The organism is Solirubrobacter pauli, from assembly GCF_003633755.1.
GTDB lineage: Bacteria > Actinomycetota > Thermoleophilia > Solirubrobacterales > Solirubrobacteraceae > Solirubrobacter > Solirubrobacter pauli.
In genome coordinates this window covers 1,456,870-1,473,590 of sequence record NZ_RBIL01000002.1, presented here as the reverse complement: position 1 = coordinate 1,473,590, position 16,721 = coordinate 1,456,870, and the positions used below count along the sequence as shown (strand labels likewise).

15 protein-coding genes are annotated in these 16,721 nt (G+C 72.1%); 6 read left to right on the top strand and 9 right to left on the bottom strand.

Annotated features, from left to right (window positions below):
- Positions 1–7 precede the first annotated feature (7 nt).
- The gene (locus C8N24_RS26470) at positions 8–1,564 is read right to left on the bottom strand and encodes an LCP family protein (RefSeq protein ID WP_121255796.1); all 1,557 of its coding nucleotides are present in this window, start codon (positions 1,562–1,564) and stop codon (positions 8–10) included.
- Positions 1,565–1,662: 98 nt separating this feature from the next.
- On the opposite strand from C8N24_RS26470, the gene C8N24_RS26465 reads away from it, so the two are divergent.
- The 4 genes from C8N24_RS26465 (at position 1,663) to C8N24_RS26450 (ending at position 6,462) form a co-directional block, all read left to right on the top strand.
- Positions 1,663–3,006 carry a peptidoglycan-binding domain-containing protein gene (locus C8N24_RS26465; RefSeq protein ID WP_121255794.1) on the top strand — a complete coding sequence of 448 codons (1,344 nt, stop codon included), beginning with the start codon at positions 1,663–1,665 and terminating at the stop codon, positions 3,004–3,006.
- Between the two features lie 72 nt (positions 3,007–3,078).
- Positions 3,079–4,929 carry a methyl-accepting chemotaxis protein gene (locus tag C8N24_RS26460; protein ID WP_121255792.1) on the top strand — a complete coding sequence of 617 codons (1,851 nt, stop codon included), beginning with the start codon at positions 3,079–3,081 and terminating at the stop codon, positions 4,927–4,929.
- Positions 4,930–5,103: 174 nt separating this feature from the next.
- On the top strand, positions 5,104–5,349 hold the full coding sequence (locus C8N24_RS26455) for an ACT domain-containing protein (protein WP_121255790.1): 246 nt from the start codon (positions 5,104–5,106) through the stop codon (positions 5,347–5,349).
- Positions 5,350–5,439: 90 nt separating this feature from the next.
- Entirely contained in the window at positions 5,440–6,462 is a 1,023-nt protein-coding gene (locus tag C8N24_RS26450) for a response regulator transcription factor (RefSeq protein WP_121255788.1), read from the top strand.
- 21 nt (positions 6,463–6,483) lie between these two features.
- Here the strand turns inward: C8N24_RS26450 and C8N24_RS26445 are convergent, their stop codons facing one another.
- A complete protein-coding gene (locus C8N24_RS26445) occupies positions 6,484–8,007 on the bottom strand; it encodes a M28 family peptidase (protein ID WP_170179439.1) in 1,524 nt (507 codons plus the stop codon).
- Positions 8,008–8,286: 279 nt separating this feature from the next.
- Here C8N24_RS26445 and C8N24_RS26440 point away from each other — a divergent pair, with 279 nt between their 5' ends.
- Positions 8,287–10,365, top strand: coding sequence for an FG-GAP repeat protein (locus C8N24_RS26440; RefSeq protein ID WP_147448000.1), 2,079 nt, complete (start codon positions 8,287–8,289; stop codon positions 10,363–10,365).
- Positions 10,366–10,368: 3 nt separating this feature from the next.
- On the opposite strand, the gene C8N24_RS26435 is transcribed toward C8N24_RS26440, so the two are convergent.
- The 6 genes from C8N24_RS26435 to C8N24_RS26415 form a co-directional block, all read right to left on the bottom strand.
- Complete coding sequence (locus tag C8N24_RS26435; protein WP_121255782.1) at positions 10,369–10,611, bottom strand: hypothetical protein; 243 nt, start codon at positions 10,609–10,611, stop codon at positions 10,369–10,371.
- Positions 10,611–10,886 (bottom strand): hypothetical protein, encoded by a 276-nt coding sequence (locus tag C8N24_RS26430; protein WP_147447999.1) that lies wholly within the window; start codon positions 10,884–10,886, stop codon positions 10,611–10,613. The genes C8N24_RS26435 and C8N24_RS26430 overlap by 1 nt, the downstream gene beginning before the upstream one ends.
- Positions 10,887–10,915: 29 nt before the next feature.
- The gene (locus C8N24_RS26425) at positions 10,916–11,659 is read right to left on the bottom strand and encodes an aldo/keto reductase (protein ID WP_121255777.1); all 744 of its coding nucleotides are present in this window, start codon (positions 11,657–11,659) and stop codon (positions 10,916–10,918) included.
- Positions 11,646–11,783: a hypothetical protein gene (locus C8N24_RS34360; RefSeq protein ID WP_170179438.1), complete on the bottom strand. Its 138-nt coding sequence runs from the start codon at positions 11,781–11,783 to the stop codon at positions 11,646–11,648. Before C8N24_RS34360 ends, C8N24_RS26425 begins: the two co-directional genes overlap by 14 nt.
- 9 nt (positions 11,784–11,792) lie before the next feature.
- Positions 11,793–12,992 carry an aminotransferase-like domain-containing protein gene (locus C8N24_RS26420; protein WP_121255775.1) on the bottom strand — a complete coding sequence of 400 codons (1,200 nt, stop codon included), beginning with the start codon at positions 12,990–12,992 and terminating at the stop codon, positions 11,793–11,795.
- 123 nt (positions 12,993–13,115) lie between these two features.
- The gene (locus tag C8N24_RS26415) at positions 13,116–14,060 is read right to left on the bottom strand and encodes a sigma-70 family RNA polymerase sigma factor (RefSeq protein WP_121255773.1); all 945 of its coding nucleotides are present in this window, start codon (positions 14,058–14,060) and stop codon (positions 13,116–13,118) included.
- 183 nt (positions 14,061–14,243) lie between these two features.
- Between C8N24_RS26415 and C8N24_RS26410 the strand changes: the two genes are divergently transcribed.
- Entirely contained in the window at positions 14,244–15,776 is a 1,533-nt protein-coding gene (locus C8N24_RS26410) for a penicillin-binding transpeptidase domain-containing protein (protein WP_170179437.1), read from the top strand.
- On the opposite strand, the gene C8N24_RS33440 is transcribed toward C8N24_RS26410, so the two are convergent.
- Entirely contained in the window at positions 15,773–16,714 is a 942-nt protein-coding gene (locus tag C8N24_RS33440; RefSeq protein WP_147447998.1) for a hypothetical protein, read from the bottom strand. The genes C8N24_RS26410 and C8N24_RS33440 overlap by 4 nt on opposite strands.
- Positions 16,715–16,721 lie beyond the last annotated feature (7 nt).

Here is a 16,721-nt window from a genome sequence, read left to right as displayed (position 1 = left end):
GGTTGCGCTACTGCTTCAAACGCCGCAGGGAAGCGGCGATCTCGATCATGCGCGCGTTCGAGATCTTGCGGCCGATCGTGTTCGACACCCAGTACAGGGCGCGCGGGGTCTTCCACGCGACCATGCGGATCTTGCGCCCGTCGTAGAAGAGCATCAGGTCGCGACCGCTCGCCGTCTTGCGGATCCGGTCCGGGCTGGCGACGATCGGCGGGTTGCGCCAGGTCATGCCCTGGACGCCCCAGTACTCGCCCGACTCCCCGATCGAGGCGACGATCCGGTAGGCCCGCTGCAGGTTGCCGTCCTCGTCGCGCAGGGAGTAGATCCGCGGCGTCTCGTTGACGTACTGCGTGCGGCCCGTGACCTTGCCCGGGAAGTAGAACGGCAGCTTCTTCAGGCGCGGTGCCGCGACGACCGCCAGGTCCTCGCCGATCCGCTTGGCGTCGACGAGCCCGCTGACGGTGGACGCCTTGCCCTTCTTCTTCTTGGACTCGGCCGTCGGCTCGGTCTTGCGCGTGGGGTTCTTCGCGCCGCCCTCGCCGGTCATGAACGAGTCGTAGGCCTTCGTGATGCTGGCGTTGGACAGGTACAGGCGGGTGTCGGCCTGCGGGTCCTCGGACTCCATGATCCCCGTCAGCTGGACCTGGTTGACCACGGTGTCGTTCATCGCGAGGCTCACCGCGGTCTTGAGCATGCCCGCGAGGTTCCGGCGGCTCAGGAACCGCTTGTCGAAGCTCAGGTACTGGCGCATGATCCCGAGCAGCTCGGTGGCCTCACCGACCGACTTCATCTCGGCGACGCTCTTCTGCGCGGACGCCTGGCGCAGGAAGTCCTGCTGGCGGGCGCCACGGAACAGGTCGGAGTCCGTGTGGCGATAGCGCACGTAGTCCAGGGCGTCCGAGCCGACGAGCCGCTGGTAGCCGGCCTGGATGTCGATCGACGCGTAGCCCGTGCCCTCGGGGTTGTAGTACTTGCGGTCGACGTCGACGTACACGCCGCCGACCTCGTTGACGGCGCGCTGGAAGCCGTTGAAGTTGACGTCGATGACGCCGTTGATGTTGAACTTCTCGCCGGTCGCGCTCTCGAAGAAGTGGCGGACCGTCTTGAGCGTCAGCGCGGCGCCGCCCTCGTCGTAAGCCTGGTTGATCTTCGTGTTGTCGGCGTAGCCCGGGATCGTCACCGCGAGGTCGCGGGGCAGCGACAGCACCGCGACGCGGTGGCGCTTCGGGTCCAGCCGCACGAGCACGATCGTGTCCGAGTGCGGGTTCTCGCGCTGGCCGAGCTGCGCGTCCTTGGACGTCTTGGCGCGACGGTCCGAGCCGAGCACGAGCAGCGTGCGCGGCCCACCGGGCTCGACCGGCTCCGGGAGATCCGGCTCCGGGATCGGGATATCGGGCGGCGCCTCGGCGCCTCCTTCGATCTCCGGCGGAGCGATCATCAGGTAGCCCGCGATCGCCACCCCCGCACCGGTCGACAGGAACACGAGGAACACGCCGATGAACGCCTTGGCCAGCACGGCCGCGCCCACGCGCGGCGGGCGCTCCTCGTTCCTGTAACGCCGGCGCATGAGTCGGAAAGCGTAACCACCGCACCGGAACTTCCGACGTTCACTTCGGTTTGTCCCGGGTGATGAGAGGACGTTGCGTGCTGTCTCTTACGGCCTGCGTGGCCGGACTCCTGGTTCCCGCCAACGCCGATGCAGCGCGCAAGAAGGCGCCCGAGCTGACGCGGATCCGCTGCGTCCCGGCCACGTCCGCGACGTGCAAGGCCGGCATCAAGGTGGTCGTGGGCAAGCAGTTGCAGCTCAGCGGCAAGCGCGTCGTCAAGGGCATGCGCGTCTCGTTCCGCTGGACCGGTGGTGCGCTCGCCACCAAGCTCGACCGCACGCGGGTCGGCTACGTCGCCCGCGTGCCCGCCGGCACGCGCGCCGGAAGCGTGAGCGTGACCGTGTCCGACCGCGCCGGCCGCCGCTCGAACGCGATCAAGATCACCGTCACCGCGCCGCCCCGCGTCGCCCCCACGCCCGCGCCGCAGCCGGGCGCGCTGCCGGAGGCCTTCCGTGGCAACGGCATGTGGATCTGGGAGCTCAACCGCTCCGACGGCGGCGACCTCGCGTCGATCGTCGCGCGCGCCCGCGCCGCCGCCATCTCCACCGTCTTCGTCAAGAGCTCCGACGGCGCCGGCAGCCGCTGGGCGCAGTTCTCGCCCGAGCTCGTCGCGGGGCTGAAGGCGCAGGGCCTGCGCGTGTGCGCGTGGCAGTTCGTCTACGGCAACGACCCGGTCGGCGAGGCCACCCTCGGGGCCGACGCGGTCGCCGACGGCGCCGATTGCCTGGTCGTGGACGCCGAGGGCGCCTACGAGAACAAGTACGCGCAGGCCGCGCAGTACATGGGCGCGCTCCGGGCGGCCGTCGGCCCCGCGTACCCGATCGGCTTCACCAGCTTCCCGTACGTGGACTACCACAGCCGGATCCCGTACTCGGTGTTCCTCGCCCCGGGCGCCGCCAACGCGAACCTGCCCCAGGTGTACTGGAAGGACATCGGCGGGACGGTCGACGCGGTCTCGGGCCGCACGCTCGCCCACAACCGGATCTACGGCACCCCGATCGCGCCGATCGGGCAGACGTACGGCAGCGTCCCGCCGGAGGACATCGCCCGCTTCCGCGCGCTGTGGGCCGCGTACGGCGCCGCCGGCCTGTCCTGGTGGTCCTGGCAGGCGACGACCGAGCCCGGCTGGGCGGCGCTCGCGCAGCCCGTCGGCGGCCTCGCGCTCCCGCCGACCGATCCCGGCTGGCCGACGCTCGCCAAGGGCAACAAGGGCGACCAGGTGCTGTGGCTGCAGCGCCACCTGCAGTCCGCTGATCCGTCGGTCGCCCCCACGAGCACCTTCGATGTGGCCACCGACATCGCGCTGCGCGCGTTCCAGACCGCCCGCGGACTGCCGGTGACCGGCACCACGGACGCGCTCACCTGGCAGGCCGTCCTGAGCCTGCCGCTCGCCCCGGGGTAGACAAACCTCTCAAAGGTCAGCGAAACCTCACGCCGCCTTTATGAGTGTTCGTTCGCGGCCGAACCAATTCGTATGACCGCGATCCGCAACCTGCCACTCGCCGCGCGCCTGGGTGGCGCCTTCGGCGTCCTGTGCCTGGCGTTGGCGATCGTCGCCTTCGCGGGCATCAACTCCATGGACAACCTGCGCGCCGAGACCGACGAGCTCGGCGAGCGCCACATCGAGGCGGCCCAGCTGCTGGGCGGCATGCAGGAGCGGGCCAAGGACAACGTGTCCCTGATCTCGCAGCACCTGTACGTGCGCGACGGCGACCTCGCCGCGCAGGACGAGATCGTGAAGGAGATCGAGGCCAACTGGGCCGCGAGCAAGCAGGACGGCGCCGCCGTCGCGAAGCTCTTCGAGGGCACGCCCGCCGAGGATGAGCTGAACACGTTCGTCGCCGTGCGCTCCGAGATGCTCGAGGCGCAGAAGGCCGCGCTGGAGGACTCGCGCGCGGAGACCGTCGCCGACGTCGAGGAGCGCACCGGCTCCCGCACGACGTTCGAGCAGACGATCCTCAAGCTCGACAGCGAGCTCGAGGCCGCCGCCGAGGGCCTGGACGCCGCGACCAACACGTTCGCCGAGCAGGGCATGAGCGCCGCGCACGCCGCGGACGCCTCCGGCAAGCGCCTGATCCTGATCATCGCGATCCTCGCCGTCCTGGCCGCGATCGGGCTGGCCGTGTGGGTCACGCGCTCGGTCACCCGGCCGGTCCGTGCGCTCGACTGCCGCCTCACGAGCCTCAACGACAACTGCCTGAGCGACCTCGCGACCGCCATGGACCGCATGTCGGAGGGCGACCTCACGTTCCCGATCACACCGGTCACCACCCCGATCGACGTCACGTCCACGGACGAGCTCGGCCGCCTCTCCACCACCTTCAACGGGATGCTCGCCAAGGCGCAGCACTCGATCGCCGGCTACGAGGCCATGCGCGGGCAGCTCGGCGAGGTCATCGCGGAGGTCGCCGCGGGCGCCGGCACGGTCGCCTCCGCCTCGCAGGAGATGGCCGCCACGTCCGACGAGGCCGGCCGCGCCGTGGGCGAGATCGCCTCGGCCGTGACCGACGTCGCCTCGGGCGCCGAGCGCCAGGTGCGGATGGTCGAGTCCACCCGCGAGGCCGTGCAGGAGGCCGCTCGCGCCGCCACCGCGAGCGCCGACACCGCGACGGCCACGGCCGAAGCCGCCAAGGAGGCCCGCGCGGTCGCCGAGCAGGGCGTCGCCGCCGCCGCGCAGGCCACGGACGCCATCCGGCAGGTCGCCGAGTCCTCCGCCAACGTCGGCACCGCGATGGAGGATCTGGCCGGCAAGTCCGCGCAGATCGGCGGCATCGTGACCACGATCACCGCCCTGGCCGAGCAGACGAACCTGCTCGCGCTCAACGCCGCGATCGAGGCCGCCCGCGCCGGTGAGCAGGGCAAGGGCTTCGCGGTCGTCGCCGAGGAGGTCCGCAAGCTCGCCGAGGAGTCCCAGGAGGCCGCGGGCCAGATCTCGTCGCTGATCGGTGAGATCCAGCACGAGACGCAGAACGTCGTCGGCGTCGTCGCCGAGGGCGGCCGCCGCACGGCGGACGGCGTCGCGACGGTCGAGCAGACGCGTGAGGCGTTCGAGGCGATCGGCCGGGCCGTCGAGGACGTCACGGGCCGCGTCGGCGAGATCGCCACCGCCGTCCACCAGATCTCCGCCGACGCGCAGCGTGCCGAGCAGGACATCGCCGAGGTCGCCGCGGTCGCCGAGCAGTCGTCGGCGTCGGCCGAGCAGGTCTCCGCGTCCACGCAGCAGACCAGCGCGTCCACGGAGGAGATCGCCGCGTCGGCCCAGACGCTCGCCGCCACGGCTGAGACGCTCAACAGCCTGGTTGGCCGCTTCCGGCTGACCGTGTAGCCTTACTCGGAATGGAGCCGTTCGCCACACCTCGCGTGACGAACGGCTTCCCCTGCATCATCGCCATTATTCGCTAGGCCCGCGGCCGTCATACCGCGGGCCTTTGTCGTTCCTTGGGGAACGTCTGGCGAATCGGCGGGCGCGCATTCTCGGGGAACAGAAAGGTCGTTCCCCATGCTGCTCCTTCCCCCCGGCGTCGCCCCCTCGTCCGTCACCCGGCTCTCGGTCCAGGTGCTCGACAACCCCGGCGTGCTGCTGCGCGTGCTCGGCATCTGCCAGCGGCGCGGCGCGCGGGTGCTCGCGATGACCTACGCGGCCGACCGGATCGAGCTCGCGGTCAGTGCCGACGAACGGCACCTGAACCTGCTCCGAGGCCGCTTGGAAGGCGCGGTCGACGTCCTCGGCGTGGTGGCGCGTTGAGAGGTCTCCGCACCTTCTCGCTTGGCCTGGCGCCGCTGAGGGGTTAGGAATGCCGCTGTGTTGGTCGCGGAAGGGGCCAGGCCGCGTTGCGTGCGCGTCCTGGTGGTCGAAGGTCATGAGGTGCTGGGCAACGGGTTGCGCTGGCTGCTGACGCGCGTGCCGTGGATCGAGCGATGCACGCTCGCCCACGAGCCGCAGGGCGGTTACGACCTGGCGCTGGTCGACGTGGGTCTCGGCTTGCCGATGTGCGAGCGCGTGGCTGCGACCGGTGCGCGCACCGCGCTGCTCACCTCCCGCTGGGACGACGTCTCCCTGCGCACCGCGCGGTCCGCCGGCGCCTTCGGCGTGATCTCGCGCGACCTCCCGGCGCGCGACCTGCTCGCCGCCGTGCGGACCCTCGCCCGCGGCGGGATGCCCGAGCCGCGCACCGGCGTCACCGGCGGCACCCGCTTCACCCCGCGCGAGCGCGAGATCCTGCGTCTCGTCGGCGCGGGCCTGACGAACGCCGAGATCGGCGCCGAGATGTTCCTCGCCCCGGGCACCGTCAAGCACCACATGCTCGGCATCTACGACAAGCTCGGCGCCCGCAACCGCGCCGGCGCCGTCCACTCCGCCCGCCGCCTGGGGATCGTCGCCGACCGGCGCGAGCCGTTCACCCCACCCGCCGAGCCCGTGCGCGTCCTGGTCGCCGACCCGATCGACGTCCGCCGCGCCGGCGTGCTGCTCGCCCTGCACGGCCGCCCCTGGGTCGAGGCCTGCGCCGGCGCCCGCACGCTCGAGGACGCCCGCGCCATGGCCGAGCGCCTGGACCCGCAGCTCGTCCTCGCCGGCACGCCCGACCTGCGGCTGCCCGGGATCCCGACCCTGGCCCTGCGTGAGGACGGCACGATCGAGCAGCGCGTCGAGGGCGACACCGGCTCGGTCTCCCCGCGCGAGCGCGACGTCCTGTTCGCGTTCGCCGCGGGCGCGACGAACCCGGTGATCGCCAGCCAGCTGGGCCTGTCGCCCAACACGGTCAAGCAGCACGCCTCGTCGATCTTCCGCAAGCTCGGCGTCCGCAACCGGGCCGAAGCGGTGCGCCGGGCCGACGAGCTCGGGCTGCTGGCCGCCTGAGCGACCAGCAGCCGTTCGCCGCTAGTTGTCGCTGCGCACCGGCAGCTCGATGGCGTCGTTGCCGATGCCGCCGAACGACCCCACGGCGTGCGCGAGCACGTCCGAGAAGTTGTCCATGCCGAACTCGCTCAGGTTGAAGATCGTGTCGCACCACTCGTGGTAGCACGGGTCGGCCTGGATGCCGACCTGGCCGCCGTACTTGGCGACGTGATCCGCGGTCTTGACGGTCTCCGCACCGGTGTAGAGGCCGGTGGCCGGGATGCCGCGGGTGCGGAAGCCGGCGTAGTCGGAGCGGTTGTCGAAGATGTACGGCGTGCTCTCGATGCCGAACTTCTGCTTGAGGTAGTCGATGTGGAGGCCGCCGAGGATGGTCTCGGCGCTCGGGACGGTCGCGCCGTCGGTGTAGACGAACGGGATGTAGTTCGTCGAGGCGATCATGTCGTAGTCGAGCATGCCCGCGAACTTGCTCGTCTCGAGCGTGTTGAGCTGGTTGGCGTAGAACTGGGAGCCGTACAGGCCCTGCTCCTCGCCCGAGAACCAGCCGAAGCGGATCCGGTACTTGGTCTGGATGCCGAGCTTCTTGAGCTGGCTGGCGATCGTCAGGTTCATCGCCGTGCCGGAGCCGTCGTCGTTGATGCCCGGGCCGGCGGCGACGCCGTCGATGTGGGCACCGACCATCAGGGTGCGATTCGGGTCACCGGTGGTGGTCTCGGCGATGATGTCGTAGTCGATCCGCTGGTTGATGGCGTTGTCGGTCTTGAAGTGGACCGTCAGCGGCGTGCCGGCCTGGGCGGCGTCGTAGAACTCCTTGCCGGTGGCGTACGAGAGCGTCGCGGCCATCAGGCCCGGGTAGGTCTGGCCGACGACGCGCGTGAACGTCGTGCCGTTGGTCGTCGTGCCCGGCGCGGTCCGGTTCGTCTGACCCTCGTTCATGATGAACACGGCCTTGGCGCCGTTCGCGCGGGCGTTGATCGCCTTCTCCAGGAACGTGCAGCCGCCGCGCTGGACCAGCGCGATGTTGTCCTTCACGGCCGCCGGGAAGTCGCTCATCGCGCAGCCGGCGCGGGTGCCGTCCTGCGTGCCGACCGGCGGGACCGTGATCCGCGCGGCCGGGATGACCTGGGCGGTGATGTCGCCGGTGTGGCCCCAGGTCATCTGCGAGAAGTCGCCCGTCAGGTTCAGGGCGTTGACGTAGGTCTTGGTGGTGCCGTCCGCCAGGGTCCGCTCCAGCACGGGCGGGGTGCGCTCGGCCCACGTGTTCGGCGAGGCCGTGTTCGCGTAGGGCGTGAGCGTCGGGTTGTAGCCGAGCTCGCGCAGCTCGGAGATGACGTAGTCGATGCTCTCGAGGTTGCCCGCTGACGCGGTCAGGCGGTTGTTCTCGTTGGCCATGCCGATCGACTGCAAGCGCTGCGCGTAGCGCAGGATCTCGCCGCGCGTGACGCCGTCTCTCAGCGCAGTCGTGTCCGGGTCTGCCGCGTGCGCCGTGGCCGGGGCTGTGGCCCCCAGCATGGCGACGGCGAGCACCGCAAGGGTGGTCTTTCGCACGTTCCTGTGTCTTTCATCCGATGTGAACTGGATGCGAGCGCGTCGGGACGGGCGGTGCTCACAGAGAACCCACGCTACCTCCCTCCCGGCGTTCATGCAGCGCTCCGCGACCGTTCGGGTTCCCCCGATGGTCCAGTCCTACGACGCTCCGTAGTACTACGCGGCATAGTGCTCGGCGGGGACGGGCTGATCGGTCAGTGAATCAGCCCAAGAGAGGGATTCGGAGTGTTGAACACAAGACGACGGCGCGCACTTGCAGGCGCCGGCGCAGCGGCTGCTGTGAGCGCGATCCTCGCGCCCGCGGCCCTCGCGGGGACCCTCGCCGGCGGCGGGCCCGTGGACCTGCTCACCGAGGCGAACCTGCGCGTCGACGGTCTCGCCGCCAACGCCAAGCTCGGCGACAAGATCGCCCCGGCGGGCGACTTCAACGGCGACGGCATCAACGACGTCGCGCTCGCCGTCTGGATGGTCGGCGCCGACGGCCCGACGCGCGCCCAGGCCGGGGCCGTGTACGTGGTCTACGGCAAGGCCTCCCCCACGAACGTGAACCTCGGCGCGCTCGGCGCCAACGGCGTCCGCATCGAGGGCGCCATCGCCGGTGACCACCTCGGCTGGTCGCTCGCCCCCGCGGGCGACGTCAACAACGACGGCAAGGGCGACCTGCTGATCGGGACGCCGTGGAGCGACCCGTCCTCGCGCACGAGCGCGGGCGGTGCCCACGTCGTCTACGGCCGCGCCTCCACCGCCGAGATCGACCTCGCCACCAACACGGCCGGCTTCCGGATCGACGGCGCCGCCGCGGGCGACCGCACCGGCTACTCCGTCGCCACCGGCGACGTCAACGGCGACGGCAAGCGCGACTACATCCTCGGCGCGATCGGCGCCCAGCCGGGCGGCAAGAAGGATGCGGGCGCCGCCTACGTCCTCTACGGCAAGGACGGCCAGGCCGACACCGACCTCGGCGGCACCTACGACGGCTTCCGGATCGACGGCGAGTCCGCCGCCGCGCGCACCGGCTGGTCCGTCGCGTCCGGTGACTTCGACGGCGACGGCAAGAGCGACGTCGCGGTCGGCGCGATCGGCGCGAAGGACGCCGCCGGCTCGACGTTCGTCGTCAAGGGCGGCACGACCGGCATCGCGTACCGCTTCGACGGCGACGCGGACGACCAGTCCGGCTGGGCGCTGGCCGCCGGCGACGTCGACGGCGACAAGCGGGCCGAGCTCGTCGTGGGCGTGCCGTTCCACGGCCAGGGCGGCTCGCTGATGAGCGGCTCGGTCTACGTCCTCAAGCCGTCCGCGAGCCACGCGCTCGCCGCCCTCCCCGCCGGCTCGTACCGGATCGACGGCGCCAAGACGCAGGACGGCGCGGGCTGGTCGGTCGCCACGAGCGGCGACCTCAACGGCGACGGCATCGGCGAGATCCTGCTCGGCGCGCCCGGCGCGGACCGCCCGGCGATCCCGCAGGAGTCGATCGGCGCGGCGTACGCCGTGTACGGCTCCAAGGCGCCCACGAACGTCGCGTTGGCCACGCTCGGCTCCAAGGGCGTGACCATGAACGGCGGCGGCGGCTTCAAGTGGGGCGACCAGGCGGGCTGGAGCGTCGCCGGGCTCGGTGACATCACCGGCACCGGCGTCAACGTCGCCGCGGTCGGCGTCCCCGGCCTCGACACGGGCCCGACGACCACCAACCGCGACCGCGGCGCCGGGCTCCTGCTCAACGGCGTCGTCGACCCGAACGCGCCGACGATCACGATCGCCACGCCGCTCGACGGCGCGAAGATCCCGGTCGGCACGGAGGCCAAGGTCCAGTTCAGCTGCGCGGACGACAACACGGTCGTCTCGTGCTTCGCGGCCGACAGCGGGCGCCCGATCATCAACGGCGACGCGCTCACGACCGGCCCGCAGGACATCGGCCCGCACACGATCACCGTGACCGCGAAGGACGCGGCCGGCAACACGACCATCAAGTCGGTCACCTACGACGTGGTGGTCGTCGCGTCGGGCGCGGTCGGCGGCACGGTTCCGGCCGTCCTGTCCCTGAGCCTGGGCGCTCCGGCCGCGTTCCCGCCGTTCGTCCCGGGCAAGGCCCAGGACTACTCGGCGGTCCAGAAGGCGACCATCCTGACGACCGCCGGCAAGGCCACGCTGTCCTTCAGCGACCCTGGCCACATGACCAACGGGGCGTTCTCCCTCGCGGAGCCGCTGCGGATCGAGCCGGCGAAGAGCGTGTGGACCGGCCCGGCGTCCAACGAGACCGTGGACATCACGTTCAAGCAGCTGATCAAGGCCAACGACCCGCTGCGCACCGGCACCTACAGCAAGACGGTGACGTTTACGCTCGCGACGAACGAGCCGTAGGTCTCACCCCAGCCACACGAGCATGCTGATGGCGATCGCGCCGAGCCCGAGCAGGGCGCCCGCGATCGCCAGCGTCTCGCCGTGGTAGCCGTGCAGGCGCGTGTCGTGCCAGGCCTGTCCGCCCATCAGCGCGGCGGACAGGCCCGTGGCGAGCACGAGCGCCGGGCCGAGGAGGATCGCGAGCACCAACGCGACCACGCCCGCGGCGAACGCGGGGACGGCCAGCGGCGCGCGCCGCTCGGGCATCAGCCCGCGGTCGACACCATGAAGATGAACGCGAGCGCCAGCACCGTGCCGCTGACGATCATCCCCCCGACGGCGAAGCCGTGGCCCTGATAGCCGTGGCTCTTGACGTCGGCGAGCGCGATCCCGCCCATCACGATCGCTCCGACGGCGGCGATCAGCGCGAACAGGACCGGTCCGAACACCAGCAGGACCGCCGACAGGACGCCGACGACCAGCGACGGCACCGCGAGCGGCGCGCGCGTGGTGAGCTGCATGCGCATCGAAGGAGTGCTCATGAGAGGTGGATGCCCTGAACGCGCCGGGTCTACGCCGCGGCGCGGCGGGCGATCGCCTCGCGCTGGTCGGCGTCCAGCCACGGGCCGTCGCCGGCGGCCGCGTTGCTGCGCACCCGCTCGGGCTTGGAGGACGCCGGGATCACGGCCGTCACGCGCGGGTCCGACAGCGCCCACTTGATCAGCTCGTCCGCGCCGACGCGCGCCACCAGCCGCCCGGCGCCGAGCGGCCGCATCACGAGCACGCCGAGCCCGAGCTCCTCGGCGAGCGGCAGGATCAGGCGCTCGACCTCGCGCTCGACCGGGTTGTACGGGATCTGGATCGCGCCGATCCGGCCCGTGCGCATGACCGTCGCGAGCTCGTCGAAGGCGCTCGGCGCGTAGTGGGTCGCGCCGATCACGCCGACCTTCCCGTCGCCGCGCAGGTGCTCGAGCAGGTCCAGCCGGGCGCGCCAGCCGACCAGGTTGTGCACCTGGTAGAGGTCGACGCGCCCGTACCAGTCGAGGGCGCGCTGCGCCTGCCGCTCGGCCTCCCGGTCGTCCGGCGTCCACAGCTTGTCGGCGACGAACGCCTCCTCGCGCCGTCCCTGCAGACCGTGGGCGAGGACGCGCTGCGCCTCGCCGTACATCGGTGAGGTGTCGATCAGGGTCGAGCCGGCGTCGAGCGCGGCGTGCACGACCTCGTCGCGCGTGCCACGGACGTCGAGGGTCTGCCACGTGCCCATGCCGACGACGGGCACGCGCGGCCCGCCGCGGCCGAGCTCACGCGTCTCCATCGTCGGCTTCTTCGTCCTCGCGCTCGTCCTCGGACGGCTCGGCGGGGTCGTCCTCGACGCGCTCGTCGTGCTCGCGCAGCGCGTCGCGGACCTTGTCCATGTCGGGTCGGGGTCTCTCCGCCATGGAGCAGGCCTACCCCGCGCAGGCCGCGCCGAGACGCGCGGCGCCCTCGCGCAGCTCCTCCGGCGTGGCGGTGGCGAAGGAGACGCGCAGCGTCCCGCGCGGCGCCTCGCCCGCGTAGAAGTACTTCCCCGGCACGAAGGCCACGCCGCGATCGAGGGCACGCGGGAGGATCGCCTCGGCGTCGTGGCCCTCCGGCAGCTCGACCCAGATGAACAGGCCGCCCTCGGGCTCCGTCAGCTTCGTCCCCGCGGGCAAGTGCTCCCGGAGCCCGTCGAGCAGGGCGTCGCGGCGCGGGCGGTAGTGGGCGGCGAGCGCGGCGATGTGGTCGCTGAGGTCGTGCGTCGCCAGCCAGCGCTCCGCGGCCAGCTGCGCGATCGTCGACGTGTGCAGGTCGGCCGCCTGCTTGGCGACGGCCAGCGGGCCGCGCAGCGCCTGGGGCGCGCGCACGTAGCCGATCCGCAGGCCCGGGGAGAGCACCTTCGACAGCGTCTGGATGACGATCGTGCGCTCGGGCGCGTAGGCGGCGAGCAGGTCGGCGTCCTCCCCTTCGAGCCGCAGCGCGCTGTACGGGTCGTCCTCCACCAGCCACAGCCCGGCCTGCGCCGCCGCCTCGGCGATCGCGGCGCGCCGCTCGTGCGGCATGGTGCGGCCCGTCGGGTTCTGGAACGTCGGGATCAGGTACGCGACCTTCGCGCCCTCCCGGCGGGCGATCTCCAGCAGGGCGTCCGGATCGGGCCCGAAGTCGTCGGACGGGACGGCCACCGCGCGCAGGTCGGCGAGCTGGAAGGCCTGCAGCGCGGCCAGGTACGTCGGGTCCTCGACGAGGACGACGTCGCCCTGGTTGAGCAGCGCGCTCGCGATCAGCCCGAGCGCCTGCTGGGAGCCGGTGGTGATCAGCAGGTCGTCGCCGGCGACCTCCAGCCCGCGCTTGGCCATGAACGCGGCCAGCCGGTCGCGTAACGCCGGGTCGCCCTCGGTCGTGGAGTACTGCAGCGCGCGGATCGCGTCGGGGCCGGCAAGAACCTCGTCGAACGCGGCGCGCAGGCCGGGCACGTCGAACGTGTCCGGCGCGGGCAGGCCGCCGGCGAGGGAGATGATCTCCGGCCGCATCGCGATCTGCAGCAGCTCGCGCACGGGCGAGGACTGCGTGGCGGCGAGGCGGTCGGACAGGGGTGCGCCGGCGAGCGGCGCGGGAGGCGAGATGGCCATGGTCAGTAGAGCTCCGGGACGTGCTTGACGGGGACACCCGTCGCCCTCCCGGCGAATCGGCCGGGTCTTACAGGGCGACGGTGCGGGCTACTCGCCTCATCGCCACCAATCCTACGTGATCCGTCAATCGGACTTCCACGCATCTTCGGAGAGGCCGAAGCGCGGGAAGAGCTCCACGTCCAGGAAGGCCACCGCGTCGGTGATCGCGCCGGCGGCGTCGAGCGTGATCACGTGGATGGCGTTGCGCAGCCACACGCCGTCGATCAGCTTGTACGTCCCGAACGCCGGCTGGCCGTTCGCGTGGATGGGGACGAAGACGCGCGGGATCGACAGCGGGCCGGTCGGCAGGAACGCGCGGATCGGCTCCTGGCCGCGGTACCACTCGGCGATCGGCGGCATCGAGAACGTCGCGTCCTCGGCCAGCATCGCGACGACCGCGTCGACGTCACCCCGGTTCCACGCCGCGACGTAGCGCTCGACGATCGCCCTGACCTGCTCGTCGCCGAGCGCCTGCAGCGTCGCCTGCTGGGACTGCCGCGGGAGCCGCTCGTCGATCGCCGCCCGGGCGCGCTGCATGGCGCTGTTGACCGAGGCCGGGGTCGTGTCGCAGATCTCGGCGACCTCCTTGGCGCTGAAGCCGAGCACCTCGCGCAGGATCAGCACGGCACGCTGGGTGGCCGGGAGGTGCTGGAGCGCGGCGATGAACGCCAGCTCGACGCTCTCGCGCTGCTCGTAGCTCGCGCCCGGGTCGTCCGGGTACGGCTCCAGCCAGGCCGTCTCGGTCAGCGGTGGCTCGTCCGGGCCGCGGTCGATCGGCAGCTCGCGCTTGCCCTTGCGGCGGGCGAGCGCGTCCAGGCACGCGTTGGTCGCGATCCGGTACAGCCAGGTCTTCGGCTGCGCGCGGCCCTCGAAGCGGTCGAAGGCCTTCCAGGCGCGCAGCAACGCTTCTTGCAGCGCGTCCTCGGCGTCCTGCACGGAGCCCAGCATCCGGTAGCAGTGCGCGTGAAGCTCGCGCCGGTGCGGCTCGATGAGCTGCTGGTACTCGGCCTCGTACGCGGCAGCACTCATTCAGTGAGGGTAAACGGTCCGGCCGACCCGCTAGAAAGGGACATGGTGGCCCGCCGTCGTCGACGTCGTTCTGGGGGACTCGGGTATTCGCCCCGAGCCGGTTCCCTCTTCCTGTCCCCGCCCAAGAGCGCGCGTCGGCCGCGGCGCCGGGGCCCGTCGCTGAGCCTCGTCTTCACCGCGCTGGTGGCGCTCGGCGCGCTGGGCTTCGGCGGCTACGCGCTGGCCCGCAGCTGGATGGACGACGACGAGCGCCGGCCGGCCGTGATCGCCTACGTGGACGCGTGGAAGCGCGGCGACTACGAGGCGATGTACCGGCTCGTGGACGCCAAGAGCCAGAAGGCGAACCCGAAGATCTCCTTCATCGCCGACTACAAGCGCGCCAACGACGCCGCGACGACCGAGAAGGTCGTGCCCGGCACGGTCGGGCCGCTGCTGAGCGGCGGCAAGGTCCGCGTGCCCGTGACGGTCGAGACCGACGACTTCGGCAAGCTGCGCGGTGAGATCGAGTTCTCCGCCTCCGAGGACGAGGCCGGCGAGGGCCGCGTGGCCTGGACGCCCGCGCTGCGGCTGCCGGGCCTGAAGGAGGGCGAGGACGTCACCCGCAAGTCCGGCGCCGCGCCGACCCGCGGGAACATCTACGCCGCCGGCGGCAAGCTCCTGGACTCCGACGCGCTCGGCGCCTCGATCGCGGGCACCGCGGGTGAGAAGCCGACCGGCCTGAACCGCATCTATGACGACCGGCTGGCGGGCAAGCGCTCGTCGACGCTGCGGTTCGGCGACCGCGTGATCGCGCGTGTGAAGGGCTCGAAGGGCAAGTCGATCAAGACGACGATCCGGCTCGGGCTGCAGCGCACGGCCAACGACGCGCTCGGCGAGCAGCTCGGCGGGATCGCCGTGATCAAGCCGAGCGACGGCTCCGTGCTGGCGCTCGCAGGGCTCGCCGTCAGCGCGCCCCAGCCGCCCGGCTCGAGCTTCAAGATCATCACCGCGGCCGCCGCGCTGCAGTACAAGAAGGCGACGCCGGGCAGCTCGTATCCCGCGCGCACCTACGCGACGCTGTCGGGCGCCAAGCTGCGCAACGCCAGCGACGAGGTCTGCGGTGGGTCGCTCACCAACTCGTTCGCCCACTCCTGCAACAGCGTTTTCGGTCCGCTCGGCGCGAAGGTGGGCGCCAAGCGCATGTACTCGATCGCGAAGAAGTTCGGCTTCATGGAGCAGCCGGACGTGCCCGCCGCCAAGGTCTCGACGATCCCGTCGGTGAAGGAGATGAAGGACGCGATCGCCGTCGGCTCGGCCGCCATCGGCCAGAACACCGACAACGCCACGCCGCTCCAGATGGCCTCCGTCGCCGCGACCATCGCCAACAAGGGCGTGCGCGTGAAGCCGCACGTGGCGGGCACCAAGCGCGTCCGCACGCGCGTGGTGAGCGCGAAGGTGGCCGGCCAGGTGCGGGACATGATGGTCGCGGTCGTGCAGTCGGGCACGGGCCGCGCCGCCGCCATCCCGGGCGTGACCGTGGCCGGCAAGACCGGCACCGCCGAGCTCGTCTCCACCGCCGACATCGCGCAGAACGCGGCCAACACCACCGCCTGGTTCGTGGCCTTCGCGCCCGCCTCGAACCCCAAGGTCGCGGTGGCGGTCATGCTCCCCAAGGCGGGCCAGGGCGGCACGTCCGCCGCCCCGATCGCCAAGCGCGTCATCCAGGCCGCGCTCTAGCAGGCGCGCCTCACCTCGCCGCGTGCGGCAGCGAGCTGCTTGCGCGCGTTCGCGCGCGTGCGCACCGCCGTCGCGTAGCTCCGCCGGTACGTCTTCGGCTGGCGCTTCATCAGCGCGCGGAACCGCGTCACGGCCGCCTCGGCGAGCTTCATCGCCTTCTGCGCCTTCGCCAGGGCGGCCTGTGCGGCGTCGCACGCGTCCCGGTCGACGACGAACGTCGTGGACGCCGTCGCCTCGGCGGCGGCGTCGGTGCTCCACTCCTGGACGTAGCCGCACAGCAGGTACGTCCCCGGGGTCTTGGCGGCGGTCCGCTCCGCCGTGAGCGTCTCCTCCGTGCCGACGCCCCGGCTGAGGACGCTGTCGCCGGACGCGTCCAGCCGTCGCGCCGCCTCGCAGCCGCGGCCATCCGCGCGCCTGACCGTCACGAACAGGCGGCGGGGACGCTCCGCGGTCACGGCGGCGGTGACCGCGTACCGGGCTCCGGGGCTCACGCGGACGGGCGCGCTGAGCGCCAAGGACGCACGTGCGGAGCGGACGTTCACCGTGACCGGCCCGGTGACCGCCCGCGCGGACGGCGCCGCCGGTGAGTCCTGCAGGTAGCCGCAGACGACGAACGCGCCGGGGTCGCGGAACGTGTGCTCGGCGGTTCTGGCTCCGGCGGCGCCCTCGGCCAGCGAGGGGAGCTGCACGTCCTCGGAGACGGCGGCCTCGAGCGCATAGGTCGCGCCGCACCCGGGCGGCCCGGCCGGCTTCTCGGTGACGTACAGCCGGCCGGCCGGCACCGCTTGCGCCCAACGCACGTCGAGGTGGACCGGGACCTCCTCGGCCGGGTCGGGCCCGGCCGTCAACGAGATCGTGTCGGCGGCGGCGCTCGTGGCGCCCACCCCCAGCAGCGCGAGCGCCAGGCCCAGCGCACGCGCGGATGTCGAATGGCTCATGCCACCG